Annotated in this window: 20 protein-coding genes and 1 pseudogene; 7 read left to right on the forward strand and 14 right to left on the reverse strand. The window is 66.2% G+C overall.

The window, feature by feature from the left end; translation table 11 throughout:
- The first annotated feature begins 94 nt into the window (after window positions 1–94).
- Window positions 95–880: a DUF6338 family protein gene (locus Q0627_RS13040; protein ID WP_213251025.1), complete on the forward strand. Its 786-nt coding sequence runs from the start codon at window positions 95–97 to the stop codon at window positions 878–880.
- 107 nt (window positions 881–987) lie between these two features.
- Entirely contained in the window at window positions 988–1,248 is a 261-nt protein-coding gene (locus Q0627_RS13045) for a hypothetical protein (RefSeq protein WP_213251022.1), read from the forward strand.
- A gap of 513 nt (window positions 1,249–1,761) precedes the next feature.
- On the opposite strand, the pseudogene Q0627_RS13050 reads toward Q0627_RS13045, so the two are convergent.
- The 5 genes and pseudogenes from Q0627_RS13050 to Q0627_RS13070 all read right to left on the reverse strand — a co-directional run.
- Window positions 1,762–2,337: pseudogene (locus tag Q0627_RS13050) on the reverse strand (IS3 family transposase); the annotation flags it as partial.
- 150 nt (window positions 2,338–2,487) lie between these two features.
- The gene (locus Q0627_RS13055) at window positions 2,488–2,922 is read right to left on the reverse strand and encodes an arsenate reductase ArsC (RefSeq protein ID WP_298810447.1); all 435 of its coding nucleotides are present in this window, start codon (window positions 2,920–2,922) and stop codon (window positions 2,488–2,490) included.
- 27 nt (window positions 2,923–2,949) lie between these two features.
- On the reverse strand, window positions 2,950–3,600 hold the full coding sequence (locus tag Q0627_RS13060; RefSeq protein WP_213251216.1) for an arsenate reductase ArsC: 651 nt from the start codon (window positions 3,598–3,600) through the stop codon (window positions 2,950–2,952).
- A 25-nt stretch (window positions 3,601–3,625) separates the two neighbouring features.
- Complete coding sequence (gene arsB / locus Q0627_RS13065) at window positions 3,626–4,666, reverse strand: ACR3 family arsenite efflux transporter (RefSeq protein ID WP_213251214.1); 1,041 nt, start codon at window positions 4,664–4,666, stop codon at window positions 3,626–3,628.
- Window positions 4,667–4,701: 35 nt separating this feature from the next.
- Window positions 4,702–5,109 carry a helix-turn-helix transcriptional regulator gene (locus tag Q0627_RS13070; RefSeq protein ID WP_213251016.1) on the reverse strand — a complete coding sequence of 136 codons (408 nt, stop codon included), beginning with the start codon at window positions 5,107–5,109 and terminating at the stop codon, window positions 4,702–4,704.
- A gap of 53 nt (window positions 5,110–5,162) precedes the next feature.
- Between Q0627_RS13070 and Q0627_RS13075 the strand changes: the two genes are divergently transcribed.
- The 5 genes from Q0627_RS13075 to Q0627_RS13095 all read left to right on the forward strand — a co-directional run bounded on the left by Q0627_RS13075 (window position 5,163) and on the right by Q0627_RS13095 (window position 8,832).
- Window positions 5,163–5,585 (forward strand): low molecular weight phosphatase family protein, encoded by a 423-nt coding sequence (locus Q0627_RS13075; protein ID WP_213251013.1) that lies wholly within the window; start codon window positions 5,163–5,165, stop codon window positions 5,583–5,585.
- 37 nt (window positions 5,586–5,622) lie between these two features.
- Window positions 5,623–6,021: an arsenite efflux transporter metallochaperone ArsD gene (gene arsD, locus Q0627_RS13080; protein ID WP_298810463.1), complete on the forward strand. Its 399-nt coding sequence runs from the start codon at window positions 5,623–5,625 to the stop codon at window positions 6,019–6,021.
- Window positions 6,022–6,078: 57 nt separating this feature from the next.
- The gene (gene arsA, locus Q0627_RS13085) at window positions 6,079–7,869 is read left to right on the forward strand and encodes an arsenical pump-driving ATPase (RefSeq protein ID WP_298810466.1); all 1,791 of its coding nucleotides are present in this window, start codon (window positions 6,079–6,081) and stop codon (window positions 7,867–7,869) included.
- Window positions 7,870–8,065: 196 nt separating this feature from the next.
- Window positions 8,066–8,299 (forward strand): hypothetical protein, encoded by a 234-nt coding sequence (locus Q0627_RS13090; protein ID WP_213251006.1) that lies wholly within the window; start codon window positions 8,066–8,068, stop codon window positions 8,297–8,299.
- Between the two features lie 2 nt (window positions 8,300–8,301).
- Window positions 8,302–8,832, forward strand: a complete 531-nt coding sequence (locus tag Q0627_RS13095) for a DUF2269 domain-containing protein (RefSeq protein ID WP_246222382.1) — start codon at window positions 8,302–8,304, stop codon at window positions 8,830–8,832.
- A gap of 172 nt (window positions 8,833–9,004) precedes the next feature.
- Here Q0627_RS13095 and Q0627_RS13100 read toward each other — a convergent pair whose 3' ends face one another.
- From Q0627_RS13100 to Q0627_RS13140, 9 genes are all read right to left on the reverse strand, one after another.
- Window positions 9,005–9,319 (reverse strand): helix-turn-helix transcriptional regulator, encoded by a 315-nt coding sequence (locus Q0627_RS13100; RefSeq protein WP_213251000.1) that lies wholly within the window; start codon window positions 9,317–9,319, stop codon window positions 9,005–9,007.
- A 20-nt stretch (window positions 9,320–9,339) separates the two neighbouring features.
- Window positions 9,340–9,693, reverse strand: a complete 354-nt coding sequence (locus Q0627_RS13105; protein WP_213250998.1) for a type II toxin-antitoxin system RelE/ParE family toxin — start codon at window positions 9,691–9,693, stop codon at window positions 9,340–9,342.
- 106 nt (window positions 9,694–9,799) lie between these two features.
- Complete coding sequence (locus tag Q0627_RS13110; protein WP_213250996.1) at window positions 9,800–10,147, reverse strand: metal-sensitive transcriptional regulator; 348 nt, start codon at window positions 10,145–10,147, stop codon at window positions 9,800–9,802.
- Between the two features lie 291 nt (window positions 10,148–10,438).
- Window positions 10,439–12,700: a cation-translocating P-type ATPase gene (locus Q0627_RS13115; RefSeq protein WP_298810479.1), complete on the reverse strand. Its 2,262-nt coding sequence runs from the start codon at window positions 12,698–12,700 to the stop codon at window positions 10,439–10,441.
- 26 nt (window positions 12,701–12,726) lie between these two features.
- A complete protein-coding gene (locus Q0627_RS13120; protein ID WP_298810482.1) occupies window positions 12,727–12,897 on the reverse strand; it encodes a hypothetical protein in 171 nt (56 codons plus the stop codon).
- Window positions 12,898–12,949: 52 nt separating this feature from the next.
- Complete coding sequence (locus tag Q0627_RS13125) at window positions 12,950–13,156, reverse strand: heavy-metal-associated domain-containing protein (RefSeq protein WP_213250993.1); 207 nt, start codon at window positions 13,154–13,156, stop codon at window positions 12,950–12,952.
- Window positions 13,157–13,559: 403 nt separating this feature from the next.
- Window positions 13,560–14,408, reverse strand: coding sequence for a F510_1955 family glycosylhydrolase (locus Q0627_RS13130; protein ID WP_066903545.1), 849 nt, complete (start codon window positions 14,406–14,408; stop codon window positions 13,560–13,562).
- A gap of 40 nt (window positions 14,409–14,448) precedes the next feature.
- Window positions 14,449–16,647 carry a copper-translocating P-type ATPase gene (locus Q0627_RS13135; protein ID WP_298810495.1) on the reverse strand — a complete coding sequence of 733 codons (2,199 nt, stop codon included), beginning with the start codon at window positions 16,645–16,647 and terminating at the stop codon, window positions 14,449–14,451.
- Window positions 16,648–16,699: 52 nt separating this feature from the next.
- Window positions 16,700–17,221, reverse strand: a 522-nt coding sequence (locus tag Q0627_RS13140) for a DUF305 domain-containing protein (protein WP_298810497.1), incomplete at its 5' end; no start/stop codon positions are given.

The following is a 17,221-nucleotide window of genomic DNA, read 5'->3' on the forward strand; positions in this document are numbered from 1 at the left end:
AACACGGGTATCGCTTCACGCATATCCCCTGTCGCGATCGGTCCAGGCGGCCAACTGCAAGAAACGGATCAGCCGACAGCGGCGGGCTGTCGGGGTGGTGTTCAGCGGCGTTGTTCGCACCGTCCGTCGAATCCGGGACGACACGGTTGTCTGCGATGATCTATCCGTGGTGCCTCAAACCGCGTTCCAGATCGGAACGATGCTGCTCCTGGTCGTACCCGGATTCGTATACACCGGGGGGCGTCGCCATCTCCGCGGTGGAGCGACAGCTGACGAGAAGGATTTCAGCGTCCGACTGGTGCATGGGATCGCCGCAAGCGTGATTCTGGACTGCCTGTATCTCATTACGATCGGCCCATGCCTCATCAACGTCGTGACCGGCACAAGGAGTGATGACAACCTCGGGGTTCTCAGCGAGAGACCACAGTTGGTCGGTGGAGTCATTGTCACTCTGGCCGTGGTCATACCGGCAGTACTGGCCGCAATGGTTACGTGGGCGTCGAGCTGGAACTGGGTCGTGAATTGCACGAGCCGACTGCCGTTCTCGCCCACTCCGAGCGCGTGGGACCACATCGCGCCGAAGAGGTTGAACTGCTTCGTCCGGGTGCGCACCGCGGACGGACGATGGGTGGGCGGATACGTCAGCGACCAAACGTACTTCTCCACCTACCCAGAACCACGTGATCTGTTCATCCCCGAACAATGGCAGATGGGCAGCGACGGGAGCTTCATCGCGCCGATAAAGGACAGCCTGGGCGTGTTCGTGCCGTTGTCGGGAACGGAAAGGGTCAGCTGGTGCCGGGAACCGGGTCAGCCGGAACCCTCGCCTCCCGAGCCTGACGGTGGCCGTCGGGGAGGAGGGGGAGGCGGAAGCGCCTGACCCTTCGCGGGCCTGCCACCGAACCGTCCTTTGTCACCGCTCGCCTGTGGACGACCGCCGCCGGTTATCGCCTTGAGTGGGCGCCCACCTCTGTTCTCGTCTGCCACTTGAAGAACGATACCGCCAGCGCCACACCATCGCCGGTCGACCAGCAGCGGGCCGTCGTCCTGGAAGACTATGAAATGCAGGCCGTCACCCTCCGCAACGACCGCAGCCAGTACGAAGTCGTGATCAAGGAGGAGCGCCTCGACGAACGGCGCGAGGCGCACCGTGCCTCACCTGTATCCCTTATCGCGATCAGGTCGGCGCCGATGAACAACCTTCAACGCGCGCAGCGCGGACTTCCGCCGGGCCGCGTCGGGGTGTAGTGCGGCGACCACCGAACACACGATCCCGGGGATGGCTAGGACGATCACCACGGCAGCAACTGTTTGATCCATGACCGGGATCGTAAGAAGGCAATTTATCGCGGCAACGTCGTCGGGGTGCGTAGGTTTCCTATAGTCGCAGATCAGAGCAGAATTCCTGATGTGCAGAACAGCTCGACAGACCTACCCAGACCGCATGTTCACCGCCTTTGCGGGCGCTCGCGATGGCACTGTGGCAGATGACTCCGGCAGCATCAGTCGGTGGACCTGGTCCATCACTCCGACTGTCACCACTCTGGTCAGTCATCGGACGGTCGTCGGTGTGACTCGGCACCCGCAGGTAACACTGTTCAAAACAGAGTGTCCGAGGACAAGAACATCGGTCCCCGCCCGAAGGGGGGTTTGGGCGGGGACCGGAAGCACCACCGAAGTGGGCGACACCCACTGTAGCCACACAGCCAGATCAGCGTCCTCCTGGGTAACACTGAGGTTCCCCAGAAAAAGTGGACACGCTTAGCGTGGTTGTTGGCGTGCGCGTGAGCCGATCTCGAAGTCGATAGGTGAGATCATGCCCAACGAGCTGTGCCGCCGTTCATGGTTGTAGAATCGTAAGTAATTGTCAAGTCCCACACCGAGATTGGTGTAGGTGTCGAAGATGTGGCGTTTGTAGTACTCATGTTTGACCGTCGACCACAGCGATTCGGAGCCGGCGTTGTCCCAACAGATCCCGGTCTGGCCCATCGACCGCAGCAAACCATGCCGCGAGCACGCTGTGGCCATGTCGTAGCTGGTGTACTGACTGCCGCGGTCCGAGTGCACGATCGTACCGGCCACCGACCCGCCCCGGGTGAATACCGCAGCATCGGCGGCGGCGGTGACCAACTCGGTGCGCATGTGCTCATCGACCGCCCACCCCAGCACCCGACGCGAATGCTCATCGCGGATCGCACACAGGTACGCATCGCCTTCGCCGCAGGTCAGGTACGTGATGTCGGAGGTCCACACCGCATCACAACGCCCCCGGTCAAAGACGCGACCGACCCGGTCAGGCGGAAACGATGCCGTGGGGTCGACGATGGTGGTCTTGACCTTGAACGTGCGCGGGCTGAGGCCAGGCCGGCCTGGCCGCCGCCGACCACTACTACATCGATGTCGATCACGCTCATCGGTTGTGGACCTCGACCAGGATCACTGTGCACCCGACCGGTCCCGAATCCGGCGAGAGCCAGCCCGCCTGGTTCATACGCGGGCGTCGTCGGGAACGAGCTCGGCGATCAGCGCCTCGACCTTGACTTTGATCTCGTCGCGGATCGGACGCACCGCCTCGACCCCTTGGCCGGCCGGATCCTCGAGCACCCAATCGCGATACGACGTGCCCGGGAACACCGGGCAGGTGTCGCCGCACCCCATGGTGATCACCACATCGGAGGCCTGCACCGCGTCGACGGTGAGGATCTTCGGGTTCTGCGCGGAGATGTCGATACCGACCTCGGCCATCGCCGCGACAGCGGCGGGGGTCCCCCCGTCTGCGGGGGCGGAGCCGGCGGAGCGGACCTCGACCCGGTCGCCGGCCAGCGCGGTGAGGAATCCCGCGGCCATCTGGGAACGGCCGGCGTTGTGCACACACACGAACAGCACCGAGGGTGTGCGGTCGGTCGAGGAATCTGCGGTCATGGAAGTAGACGTCCTTTCGAAGAGAATTCAGGCAGAGACGGTGTCGAGTTCGGCCAGCAAAGCCCGCACTCGGGTGTCGATGTCGTCGCGGATCGCCCGCACCGTGCCCAGCGACTCGTCCTCCGGATCGAGCAGCGACCAGTCGAGGTAGCGCTTACCCGGATACACCGCGCACGCATCACCGCACCCCATGGTGACCACCACGTCCGCGGCTGCCACCACATCGTCGGTCAGCGGTTTGGGGTATTCGGCACCGAGATCGAGCCCGAGCTCGGCCATCGCCTCGATCACGACGGGATGAATCGCCTCTGCAGGAGCCGATCCGGCGGAGCGCACATGCACCCGCCCACCGCCGTGATGAGCCAGCAATGCCGCGGCCATCTGCGAGCGGCCGCTGTTGTGCACGCACACGAACAGCACCTCCGGCACATCCTTCGGCACGGCCCCTTCGGCCTGCGCCAGAGCAGTGAGACGTTCACCGGCGAAGCGGGTGGCCAGGGAAGGCAGATGCGTGTGGATCTTCGCGGTGCGGCGCAGCGCCGCATACGACTCGAAGACCATCCGCTCGACCGTTTGAGGGGAAAACACCCCGGCGTACTTCTCTGCGAGATGTTCGGCAGCGCGGTGCAGCACCGCCTGGGGCATCAGTAGTTCCGGCTGGGCAGCGTGCTGGGACATCATCGACTCCTGAGGTGGTCGGTCCTTACGACACAGCGGGGGCGGGCGAACGGGTAAAACGCTTACGCAGTGCGAGCGAGACATAGATCAGGGCAACGAGGACAGGCACCTCGATCAGCGGGCCCACCACCCCGGCCAAAGCCTGACCGGAGGTGACACCGAAGGTGCCGATCGCCACCGCGATGGCCAGCTCGAAGTTGTTGCCGGCGGCAGTGAATGCCAAGGTGGTGGTGCGCTCGTAACCGAGGCCGACCGCAGCACCGAACAGGAACCCGCCGCCCCACATGAGGATGAAGTACGCGAGCAGCGGCAATGCAATTCGTACGACGTCCCAGGGCTGCGAGGTGATCTGTTCGCCCTGCAACGCGAACAGGATCACGATGGTGAACAGCAACCCGTAGAGCGCCCACGGTCCGATCTTCGGCAGGAACGTGTCCTCGTACCACTGGCGGCCCTTGGCTTTTTCACCGAAGTGGCGGGTCAAGAAACCGGCGACGAGTGGGATACCCAGGAAGATCAGCACCGATTTGGCGATCTGCCACGGCGAGACATCGAGGGTGGTCTGTTCGAGTCCGAGCCAGCCCGGCAGGATCGACAGGTAGAACCAGCCGAGGACGGCGAACATGATCACCTGGAAGACCGAGTTGATCGCGACCAGTACGGCGGCTGCTTCACGGTCGCCGCAGGCGAGGTCGTTCCAGATGATGACCATCGCGATGCAGCGGGCGAGGCCGACGATGATCAGTCCGGTGCGGTATTCGGGCAGGTCGGGCAGCAGTAGCCAGGCGAGGGCGAACATCAGAGCCGGGCCGAGCACCCAGTTGAGGATCAGCGAGGAGATCAACAGCTTGCGGTCGCCCGTGACGGTATCGAGGCGGTCGTAGCGGACCTTCGCGAGCACCGGGTACATCATGATCAACAGGCCGAGCGCGATCGGCAGAGAGATGTTGTCGATCTCGATGACACTCAACGCGTCCCCGAGCCCGGGAATGAGTCGGCCGAGCAGCAGGCCGGCGACCATGGCGATGCCGATCCACACGGCCAGGAACCGGTCGAGGACCGACATCTTGCCGGCGACGGACCGATTGTCGGTGGCGGTGGTCACGAGACGGTCTCCTGAAGAGGTTCGGTCGGGGCGCAGGTGCAGGCCGATCCGGGCAGCACCCCGGATTCGGTGGCGAGCACCGCGGACAGTTGTTCCAGCGCTGCGGGGAGCACCCGGTAATACACCCAGGTGCCGCGCCGCTCGCACTCGAGCAGTCCGGCTTCGCGCAGCACCTTGAGGTGGTGCGAGATGGTGGGCTGCGACAGGTCGAACGCAGGGCTGATGTCGCACACGCAGCTCTCACCGCCCTGGTGGCTGGCGATCATGCTGAGCATGCGTAGGCGTACCGGATCACCGAGGGCCTTGAACATGCGGGCCAGGTCGGTGGCCCAATCCGAGGTGAGGGGCTCGCGCGAGAGCGGCGGGCAGCACGGCTCGGCCCCGTTCGACAGCTGATTCGACATGCGTCTATATTGACCTTTATCAATCCAGTCGTCAAACGGGAAGGGACCTTTACGTGCCCACTGCTTCGGTGCTGTTCGTGTGTGTGAAGAACGGCGGAAAATCCCAGATGGCTGCAGCGTTGATGCGCAAGACCGCCGGCGACCGCGTCACCGTCCATTCGGCCGGTACCGTCCCAGGGTCGTCGCTGAACGCTCTGTCGATGCAGGTCCTCGAGGAGATCGGGGCACCTGTGGACGGTGAGTATCCCAAGCCGATCGATCCGCAGCTGCTCGGCGAGGTCGACCTGGTGATCACCCTCGGCGGCGAAGCCCAGGTCGAGGCGCCCACCGGTGTGGTCGTGGAGAACTGGGACACCGACGAGCCGTCCGAGCGCGGCATCGACGGCATCGAGCGGATGCGCCTGGTCCGCGACGACATCGCCACCCGGGTCGGCGAGCTGACCGCCCGGCTGCTCGCTGCTACCGACGCCCGATAACTCTCTTCGCCTCGATCACTCAGGAGTACAGACACCTATGAGCACCATCGCAATCTTCGAACCGGCCCTGTGCTGCAACACCGGCGTGTGCGGCGAGGACCTCGACCAGAACCTGGTCACCTTCGCCGCCGACATGGCCGCGCTGACCGAGCAGGGCGCAGCCATCACCCGCCACAACCTGGCCAACGATCCGCTCTCGTTCGCCCACAACGAGACGGTCAAGAAGTTCCTCGAACTCGCTGGATCGGACGGGTTGCCGCTCGTGCTTGTCGACGACGTCACCGTCGCTACCGGGCGCTATCCGACTCGCACCGAGCTCGCCACCTGGGCGGGCCTCGAGGTTCCCGCTGCTGCAGCGCCGTCCGGGGTGACGATGCTCGGGCTTGCCGACGACAGCGACTCCTGCTGCACTCCGGGCGAGTCCACCTGCTGCTGACCAGATAGGTCTGCACTCTGCCCGCCGATACCCGTCCGACGAGGAGTACCTGCTTTCATGGCTGCCGATCCGACGTTCCTGACCGACCCGCCCCGGTTCGTGTTCTTCACCGGTAAAGGCGGGGTCGGCAAGACCTCCATCGCGTGCGCGTCGGCGCTGCGCCTGGCCCGGGCCGGAAAGAAGGTGCTGCTCGTCTCGACCGACCCCGCCTCCAACGTCGGGCAGGTCTTCGGTCTGAGCATCGGCAACACCATCACCGAGATCCCCGCGGCGGCGGGGCTCTGCGCGCTCGAGATCGACCCCGAGCAGGCCGCCGCCGCCTACCGCGAACGCATCGTCGGCCCCGTCCGCGGACTGCTCCCGGATGCGGAGATCGCCTCGATCACCGAACAGCTGTCCGGCTCGTGCACCACCGAAGTCGCCTCATTCGACGAATTCACCTCGCTGCTCACCGATCCCGACGACCGGGTCGCCGGGTTCGATCACGTGCTGTTCGACACCGCCCCCACCGGCCACACCATCCGGCTGCTGCAACTACCCGGCAACTGGACCGAATTCCTCGACCACGGCAAAGGCGACGCGTCCTGCCTCGGACCGCTGGCCGGACTCGACAAGCAGAAAGCCATGTACGCCGGCGCGGTCGAGGCCTTGTCGGACCCCGGCCGCACCCGCCTGGTGCTCGTGGCACGCGCGAACCGCTCCGCCCTGGCCGAGATCGCCCGCACCCACAGCGAACTCGCCGCGATCGGCATGACGAGACAGCATGTGGTCGTCAACGGCGTATTGCCCGCCCCGGCCGAGGACACCGACCCGCTGGCGACCGCCGTGCATCGACGCGAGCAGGCAGCATTGGCGAATCGTCCCGCCGCGATCGCCGCTCCGCCCACCGATCTGGTGGAGCTCAAGCCGGTCAACATGGTCGGTCTCGATGCTTTGAGCACCCTGTTCGACACCACCGCCACGGCGATGACCGTCGCCGGCACCGATCTGGGGTTTGCCGCGGTCGCCGACGCCCCGTTGGCGGATCTGGTCGATGCGATCGAGGCTGATGGCCACGGGCTGGTGATGTGCATGGGCAAAGGTGGAGTTGGCAAAACCACCATTGCCGCCGCGATCGCGGTGGCCCTGGCCCGCCGTGGTCATGACGTGCACCTGACCACCACCGACCCCGCCGCACATCTGACCGACACCCTCGCCGGGGAACTCGACCACCCCGAGGTCTCCCGCATCGATCCGCACGCGGCCAGCGAGACCTACCGCAACCGGGTCCTGGCCGCCAAGGGCGCCGGACTCGACGACGCCGGCCGCGCCACCCTCACCGAAGACCTGCAGTCCCCGTGCACCGAGGAGGTCGCGGTGTTCCAGGCGTTCTCGAAGGTGATTCACGAATCACGCCGCAAGTTCGTCGTCGTCGATACCGCCCCCACCGGGCATACCCTGCTGTTGCTCGACGCGACCGGGTCGTATCACCGGGAGATCGCTCGGCAGATGGGCGACGGTGGGCGCTTCACCACTCCGCTGATGCGGCTGCAGGACCCGGCACAGACCAAAATTGTGCTGGTGACCTTGGCCGAGACCACCCCGGTGCTCGAGGCGGCCGGTCTGCAGGATGATCTGCGCCGCGCTGGTATCGCACCGTGGGCGTGGGTGGTCAACAATTCTCTGGCTGCGGCGACACCCACCGCGCCGTTGCTCCGGCAGCGAGCGGTTGCCGAACTCGAGCAGATCGATACGGTCCGGGGTGAGCTCGCCGATCGGTGCGCAGTGATTCCGCTGGCCATCAGCGAACCGGTCGGAATCACCGCGTTGGGACAGCTGGCCGATCGGCATCCGGCACCCGTGCTTTGATCCGCAAGCGCCGATCCGATTCTCCGAAACTAATGTCGTTTGTGGGTAAGCCGTGAGGACTCTGCCGGACTCTCGGCCGGTCTATCACGCTGTGCGGGTCAGGACGTCGGCCAGGCTGACGGGAATCGGTATGGGGCCATCAATTGTGACAGTGTGTATCGAAAGAGTCGTCTTCGTGTTGAGGGGGCTACCGCCGATGACCGATCCCACTCCCACCTCACCGCCACACCGCACGCCGCGCTGGGTGAAGGTGGTCGCCGTCGTCGTCGGCGTTCTCATCGTGCTGGTCGTCGCCGTGATGCTGCTCAGTGGCGGCAACCACGGTCCCGGCCGGCATCTGTCCGCTCCTGCCGCGGTGGTGCACCCGATGATCAGCGCCGACGGCGTCGATTTCTCACCGGATGCATGGACCGGACCGATCCTGCGGTGACGATGACGCCACGGGCGCGCACCCTCGCGCGAGCCGTGCACATCGGTGCCTCGGGAGGATGGCTCGGCGCCGTCATCACCTATCTCGTGGTGGCTGCGGCCACGTTGATCAGCGCCGATCCGGAACAGGTACGCGGGAGCTATCAGGTGATGGCGATGCTCGCCGACGCGGTGCTGCTGCCGTTCGCGGTGGCCTCGCTGGCCACCGGATTGATCTGCTCGCTCGGCACTACGTGGGGGTTGCTGCGCCACTACTGGGTGCTGTTCAAGCTGGTGCTCAACCTGGTCGCCGCTGTCGTTCTGGTGCTCTACACCCGCTCGATCGAACACGCCGCGACTGTCGCGGCGCAGCCGACCTGGTCCGAGGCCGACCGGGCCGTCCTGCAGGATCCGGCCCATCTGGTTCATGCCACCGCCGCGCTGATCGTGGTGCTCGCAGCGCTGGTGCTGGCGGTCTACAAGCCCCGCGGGGTGACCGCATACGGGCACCGTAGGGCACTGCGGAACCGGGCGTCGCCCAGCGTGTCGATCTGAGTCGCGGTCGCGACGTTCTGCATGACGGGCCCCGAGAGGGCACGCCTCAGGGGCTCGATTCCGCCCATTCCGTGTCACCAGCGTCAAGGAGGCGAACGTGAGATCTTGGGCGGAGCGGCCCCTTTCCTTGCCGGTCCTCGTGCCGCGGAGCGTCTGGCCCGGGTGTCAGTCCTCAACCCAAGGTCAGGGAGCTGTCGCCGAAGTCGGCGACGACGCGCAGGTGACCGCCGAGAGCTTCCACATAGGACTCCAGAGTGCCGAGTTGGGTGTGCCGAAGGTCGCCTCGCTCGATCTGGGAGACCCGGGACTGGGAGATCCCCATCACCTCGGCCACCGCGTCCTGACGAGTCCACCCTTGCTCGCGACGGATCTCCACCAAACGGTGGGCCCGGACTTCTTCCTGCATCGTCTTGCTGGCATTGCTGACGTCCTGCTCATCGAGTTTCTCGGCGACCTCCGCCCGCACCTCGCGCCAGTGTCGAGCCATGTTCCACACCTCCTGGTTTCTTAGCGTTTTTGCTCTTCGAGCCACATGTTGTAGCGATCCTCGGCTATGGGGATGTTGTCGATGTACCACTGTTTCCATTCGCCGGCCTTGTCTCCTGCGATCAGCAGGACCGCCTGCCGCTGGGGATCGAACACGAACAGGATCCGGATGGAGGTTCCACTGGGGCGCAGCTCTTTCATGTTGTGGACTCGGGAACCTTTGACCTTGTCCACCACAGGCCGACCCAACGTCGGCCCTTCACGTTCTAAGTAATCAATGGCGGCGGTGACAGCAGCCGCGTCGTCGTCATCGGATTCGACCAGACGTAGGTACCACTGCTCCACGTCGTCCAGGAGCACAACCTCGCACTCCATGGACCGACCGACCTCCGCAATCCTGTGACCCTTCGTGGCCAGTGAGCCACCAACAATATAACGCTAGACTTCTATTTTTGGTAGAGGTGCGCCTCACATACTCCGGTCAGGACCGGACTAAACGGGCGATGGCGTCGGTGGCTTCCTTGATCTTCGCATCCGCTTCCGGGCCACCGGCGACGGCGGCGTCGACGACGCAGTGACTGATGTGGTCTTCGAGCAGGCCCATCGCGACGGCCTGCAGAGCCTTGGTCATCGCCGAGACCTGCGTGAGGATGTCGATGCAGTACTTCTCGTCGTCGACCATGCGCTGTAGTCCACGGGCCTGGCCCTCGATGCGCTTGAGTCGCTTGAGGTAGTCGTCCTTGGCGGTGATGTATCCGTGCACGGCGTGCTCATGGCAGTCGGTCGCGGGAACCGCGGGTGGTGTGGCCGCGGGGGCGGGGGTGGCCATGGTGTCCTCCTAGAATCCGGCTGTCATGGCGAGCATCGTCGATTATGTCCTTCGGGGGTATGTGGACCGCTCAGGCGTGAGTCCTCCATGCGGCGGCCGACTGCCACCGCGGCGCATCCCGCTGCGCACCGGGCCGCCGCCCGGGCGGCAGGATGTCGGGCGATCCGTATCAGAGCCGTGGTCACTGTCGACATGATTTTTCTCCCTGGTCATGTGGGCGCAGAACGAGGTAGGCAGGTGGCGCGGTCGCGCCACCTGCCGCCCCGCCCGTCTTCGGTCGGCTCGGTCCGGTTACCGTGCGGTGGAACGGAACCGGCGCAGCCGCAGGCTGTTGCTGACCACGAACACCGACGAGAAGGCCATCGCCGCTCCCGCGATCATCGGGTTGAGCAGACCCATCGCCGCCAGCGGCAGTGCCGCAACGTTGTACGCGAAGGCCCAGAACAAGTTTCCCTTGATGGTGCCGAGGGTGCGACGGGACAGGCGGATCGCATCCGCTGCCGCCCGCAGGTCGCCGCGGACGAGAGTCAGATCACTGGCCTCGATCGCGACATCGGTGCCGGTGCCCATCGCGAGCCCGAGATCCGCTTGGGCGAGTGCGGCGGCGTCGTTGACTCCGTCGCCGACCATCGCGACGACCTTGCCCTGGTCCTGCAGACGCTTGACGACGTCGACCTTCTCCGCCGGCAGAACTTCGGCGATCACCTCGTCGATTCCCACTTGATCTGCGATGGTCCGGGCTGCAGCGGCGTTGTCGCCGGTCAGCATGATCGGTGTCAGCCCGAGACCGCGCAGCTGGGTTATTGCTTCGGCGGAGGTCGGTTTGACGGCGTCCGCGACCACCAGGATCGCGTGGGCGGATCCGTCCCAGCCGACTGCGACGGCGGTCTTGCCATCGGCTTCGGCGCTCTGCATAGCGTCGGCGAGGTCATCGGGCAGGTGATGCGCGTAGTCGGCGAGCAGTCGCGTGCGGCCGACGAGTACTGCATGACCGTCCACTGTGCCCTGGACCCCAAGTCCCTCGAGGTTGGCGAATTGTTCCACTGCAGGCAGGCCACCCACCTGATCTCGGGCGCCCTTGGCGATTGCCTGTGCGATGGGGTGCTCAGAGGAGTCCTCCAATGCCCCGGCGAGCCGGAGTACCTCGGCTGTGTCCTCGCCCTCGGTGGTGATCACGTCGAGCAGGGTCATCTTGCCGGTGGTGACCGTTCCGGTCTTGTCGAGCACGACGGTGTCGATTCGCCGGGTGGACTCCAGCACCTCGGGGCCCTTGATCAGGATGCCGAGCTGGGCGCCGCGGCCGGTACCGACCATCAATGCGGTCGGGGTTGCCAGGCCGAGGGCGCAGGGGCACGCGATGATCAGTACTGCGACGGCGGCGGTGAACGCGGCCGCGACCGAACCTCCGGTGCCGAGCCAGAATCCGAGGGTGGTCACCGCCAGGACGATCACGATCGGGACGAAAATGCCGGAGATTCGGTCTGCCAGCCGCTGGGCCTGGGCCTTCCCCGTTTGGGCGTCCTCGACGAGCCGGGCCATCTGGGCGAGCTGAGTGTCAGATCCGACGCGGGTGGCGCGCACGAGGATCCGGCCTCCCACGTTGACGGTGGCACCCACGACCTGGTCGTCCGGACCGACTTCCACCGGGACGGATTCGCCGGTGATCATGGCTGCATCCACTGCGGAGGAGCCGTCGACGACGACACCGTCGGTGGCGATCTTCTCTCCGGGGCGGACTACGAACTCGTCGCCGACGGTGAGCTGATCGACCGGGATGCGTTGTTCGACTCCGTCCCGGAGAATCGAGACTTCCTTGGCGCCGAGTTCGAGCAAGGCGCGCAGTGCGGCGCCGGCGCGGCGTTTGGCGCGAGCCTCGAAATACCGGCCGGCGAGGATGAAGGTGGTGACCCCGGCAGCGGCCTCGAGATAGATGTTGCCGGTGCCATCGGTTCGGGCGATGGTGAATTCGAAGGGGTGCGTCATGCCGGTCACGCCGGCGGTGCCCCAGAACAGCGCGTAGATCGACCAGCCGAGAGCCGCGAGGGTGCCGATGGACACCAGGGTGTCCATGGTGGCGGTACCGTGCCGGAGATTGATGTAGGCGGCCTTGTGGAACGGCCATGCACCCCACACGACCACCGGGGCAGCGAGGGTGAGCGAAAGCCACTGCCAGTTCGGGAACTGCAGTGCCGGGATCATGGCCATGGCGATCACCGGGACGCTGAGGACCAGCGAAACCAGTAGCCGCTGCCGGAGAGCGGCGGTCGGATCGGGTTGCGCAGCGGGCTCGGCGGTGGGCTCGGATCCGGAGGTCGCCGGGGGTGTGGGGAGTGCGGCGGTGGAGCCGGCTTGTTCGACGGTGGCCACGAGATCCTCGGCCGCCACTGCACCGATGTAATCGATGCGTGCCTTCTCGGTCGCGTAGTTCACCGAGGCTGTGACGCCGTCAAGTTTGTTGAGCTTCTTTTCGATCCGGTTGGCACAGGACGCGCAAGTCATGCCACCTATATCGAGTTCGATCCGGCCGTCGGCGGGATGCGTGACGGGATTCACTGTGTACTCCTCTCGAACTGCGATGGTCAGTGTCCGTGCCCGGCAGGAGCCGGATCGGTGGTGTCGAGCGTGGGTGTGGTGTCGGTGTGGGTCGTCGGGGTGGCCCCGGGGCCGAACGCTGAGCCTGCCCCGAAGGCGAGTGCGAAGACCACGGCCAGGCCGGCGGTGAATCCGGCAAACTTCGATGACGCCTTCATCGTGAGAATCTCCTGTCCGGGTCCGATAGGTGGGGTTGACTCGAGCGGGTTGTCAGTCGGCGAGCTGGTAGCCGGCTTCGTTGACTGCTGCGGCGATGGCGGCACGGTCGACCTCGGCCGACGAGTCGATCTCGACCCGGCCGCTGGCCACATCGACGTTCACACCGGTTACCTGGGGAATCCGGCCGATTTCTTCACGGACCGACGAGGCGCAGTGTCCGCAGGTCATGCCGGTCACGGTGATGGTGGTGGTGCTCATGTCGAAACCTCTTCTCGATCGATGGGGGACACAGAATCCGTGTCGGGCAGTCTCCTGGTGGGGACCGCAGCTATTTTTAGCATACCCCCCTAGGGTATGCAATGGAGATGATGCTGCCCTGCGTTCACTGCGGTCGAGCCGTTGTACTGCACGACCGGAAAATCAGGTGCTACACAGGCCTTGTCGGGAAACCGAGACGTAGGCACACCGGGAGTACTGTGCCTCAGCCGGAGCCTCTGCGCTGTCTCGGTCTCCTATACCCCGTATTGGTATCTGTTGCACAGTGTCGGGCCGCAGTTGCTGCCGACCGCCGCCCGGTACATCGGACAGGACCACGCTGTCCAGCGTGGTCCTCTCCGATGCGTCTGCAGTTCCGCAGGCTCCGGGCCAGTGCCCATCGGGGTCAGTTCAACGGATAGAGCATCTGCGCGGTCGCGGCGTAGGCAGTGTCGAAGTCGACGGCGAGCACTGCCTCGACCGGCCCGAGCACCGCATGCTGCTCCCAACTCTGGCCGGTACGGCTGCGCCACGCCGCGCCGTCGGTGTCGATACCCCACAACGAGCCGTCCTGCGCCGCGGACAGCAACGCCAGCGGCGGGGCATCCGGCACCACCGTGAAGGTGCGCCCGCCGTCGGTGCTGTGCTGCAGCCCGGCAGCGGTGCTCGCCCACACCCCGGCATCGGTGACGGCGAGCGCGGCCGCAGCCACCGGCGCACCCGCGGTCCAACTGCTGCCACCGTCGGTGGAGATCAGCAATCCAGTGACACCGTCGAAACCCACCAGCAGCTCACCGTCTGTAGCAAGAGCGTGAAAATCCACCTCGCCGGTCAAGGATTTCGGCGTCCAGGTGCGGCCGCCGTCGGTGCTGTCGATCAGCCCCAACGGATTCGGCGCCGAACTCGACGGACCCGGATGCCCGGACGCGAACAGACGGTCGGTGCCCGGCGTCCCGGTCAGTCCCATGAAGTCGTCGTCGGAGTCACCGACGCGGGTGGTGCGCCCGTTCGCGGCGATCTCGACGAGACCGGTATGGGTACCGGCCAGCACCACACCGCCGGAATCGAGGTGCAGACCGTGCAGATGATCGAGGGCCGGTTCCAACGCGACGCCGGGCACCTCCGAGGCCACGGGGGACGAAGTCGAACCCGCTGATGCTGCGGGTTGCTCGCCGGTCGTGCAACCGGCAAGCACCGCCGCAGCAGCAACAGGCATCAGGACATGCGCCCACCGGCGCAGGGGAAAACTCGACATGAGAAGCAGGAACTCGTTTCGGATCGCTCGGGTGACCGGCTCAGGTGTGAGCCAGACGGGTGGGGTCGAGGTCGAGGCGGCGCAACAGTTGGGCGTTGAGCGCCACGACGATGGTCGAGACGGACATGAGAATCGCGGCGACCGCGGGAGAGATCGCGACGCCGGCGAACGCGAGCACACCCGCGGCCAAGGGAACGGCGATGATGTTGTAGCCGGTGGCCCACACCAGGTTCTGCCACATCTTTCGATAGCTGGCATGCGAGAGTTCGATGATCGACAGCACCGCCCGCGGATCGTTCGCTGCGAGCACGACCCCGGCGGATTCGATGGCCACATCGGTGCCGGCGCCGATCGCGACACCGACATCGGCGCGGGCCAGGGCAGGGGCGTCGTTGACGCCGTCGCCGACCATGGCGACCTTGTGGCCGCGGCTGTGCAGTTCGGTGACCTTGGCGTCCTTGTGCTCGGGCAGCACCTCGGCGAAGACTTCGTCGATCCCGAGGTCGGCGGCCACGGCGTCGGCGACCTGCCGGGCGTCGCCGGTGATCATGGCGACCTTGACCCCGCGGGCGTGCAGGGCGTCGATGGCCTGACGGGATTCCTCGCGGACGGCGTCTTCGAGCGCGATGGCCCCGAGGACGCGGTCCCCTTCGGCGAGGTGCAGCACCGACGCTCCGCGCGCCACCCACTCCTGGGTCACGGCGGTAACGTCGGCGGGCACCGACAACCGCAGATCGCTGAGCATGGCCGGGCCCCCGACTGTGATTTCGGTGCCGTCGACGAGGGCGCGCACCCCGCGGCCGGGCAGCGACCGGAAGTCGGTGGCGGCGATCCGCTCGCTGGCCGGCACCCGCTCGTCGGCGGCAGTGACGATGGCCCGGGCGACGGGGTGCTCGCTATCGGCTTCGACGGCCGCCGCCAGCGCGAGCAGGTGCTCGTCGGTGATCTGGTGGGCGGCGGCGACACCGGTGACCTGATGCCGGCCCTGGGTCAAGGTGCCGGTCTTGTCGAACAGGACCACATCGACGGTGCGCATGCGTTCGAGCGAGAGCCGGTCCTTGACCAGCACCCCCGATTTGGCGGCGCGTTCGGTGGAAATTGCGATCACCAGCGGAATCGCCAATCCGAGAGCATGGGGGCAGGCGATGACGAGCACGGTGACGGTGCGCACCACCGCTTCGTCGACGCTACCGACGAGCAGCGTCCAGACCGCGAAGGTGAGGATGCCGGCGATGGTGGCGAAGTAAAACAGGAACGCCGCGGCCTTGTCCGCCAGCGCCTGGGCACGGGACGAGGAGGCCTGCGCGTCGGCGACCATCCGCTGGATGCCGGCCAGGGCGGTGTTCTCGCCGACCGCGGTGATGCGCACCCGCAGGGCGCTGTCGGTCGCGACGGTGCCGGCGACCACCGTGTCACCCACTTCGCGAACCACGGTCTTGGATTCGCCGGTGATCATCGATTCGTCGACTTCGGCGCGGCCGTCGGTGACGGTGCCGTCGGCGGGCACCCGGGGTCCGGCGCGCACCAGCACCAGATCCCCGAGCGCCAGTTCCGACAAGGGCACGTCGGTGGTGCCGGTCTCGGCGATTTTCTCGGCGGTGTCCGGCAGCATCGCGGCGGGTGCGTCGAGGGCGCCGGGGGCGGAGCCGAGGGCACGCACTTCGAGCCCATGCCCGAGCAGCATGATCACGATCAGCAGGGCCAGTTCCCACCAGAAGTCCAGGTTGAACCCGCCGAGACCCAAGGTGGTGACCCAGGACGCGAGGAACGCGACGCTGATCGCCATGGCGATCAGCAGCATCATCCCGGGCCGGCGTGAGCGGAGTTCGGCCCAGCCTCCGGTGAGGAACGGCATGCCGCCGTAGACGAAGATCACCGTGCCCAGCACCGGGGGAATCCACATGGCGCCGGGGAAGTCCGGCATGGTGTAGCCGAGCAGGTCGGCGACCATGTGGCTGAAGAACACCACCGGTATCGCCAGCACCAGTGACGCCCAGAACCGGCCGCGGAACATCTCCCCATGTGCCCCGTGCCCGGCATGCCGATCGTGCCCACCATGACCGCCATGAGCGTCGTGCTCAGGGTGGGTGTCGTGACCGACATGGGCGAGGTGCTCGCCGTGCCCGACGGGCGCATCATGCTCGGCGAGGGGCGGGCCCTGGACATCGGCGCCGTGATCGCGGCGGGCGGGCGCCGGGTCCGGGTCCGGGTGGGGGTGTCCGTGCTGCGGGTGCGACATCGAAAGCCTCCTGGGATGGCGGGCGGGCCGAGAGGAACCGGGCGGGGCTTGGTTACAGGGTGGTCAGCAGCTCACGCATGGTCTCGATCTCCTGCTGCTGAGTGTCGACGATGGTGCGGGCCATCTCCACGGCGTCGGGGAACTGTCCGTCCTCGATCTCGGTCTGCGCCATGTCGACTGCGCCTTCGTGGTGGGCGATCATCTGCTCGAGGAACAGGCGAGCGGCGTCGGTACCCTGCGCATCGGACAGCGCCTGCATGTCCTCCTCGCTCATCATCCCCTCCATCTCCATCCCCCCCATGCCCTCGTCCATGTCCATGCCGGGCATGTCGTGGCCTGTCTCGGGCATCTCGGTGGGCTCACCCCACTGTTCGAGCCAGGACTCGAGCAGCGCGATCTCCGGGCCCTGAGCGGCCTTGATCTGCTCGGCCAGGGCGGTCACGTCCGCGGGAATGTCCTGCTTGGCCAGCAACATGTCGCTCATCTCGATCGCCTGACTGTGGTGCGGCAGCATCATCTGCGCGAACATCACGTCGGCGGCGTTGTGTGCCGCGGCCTCGTCGGCGGCGGTGGT

This window comes from uncultured Gordonia sp. (genome assembly GCF_937858515.1).
In the GTDB taxonomy this organism is placed as follows: domain Bacteria; phylum Actinomycetota; class Actinomycetes; order Mycobacteriales; family Mycobacteriaceae; genus Gordonia.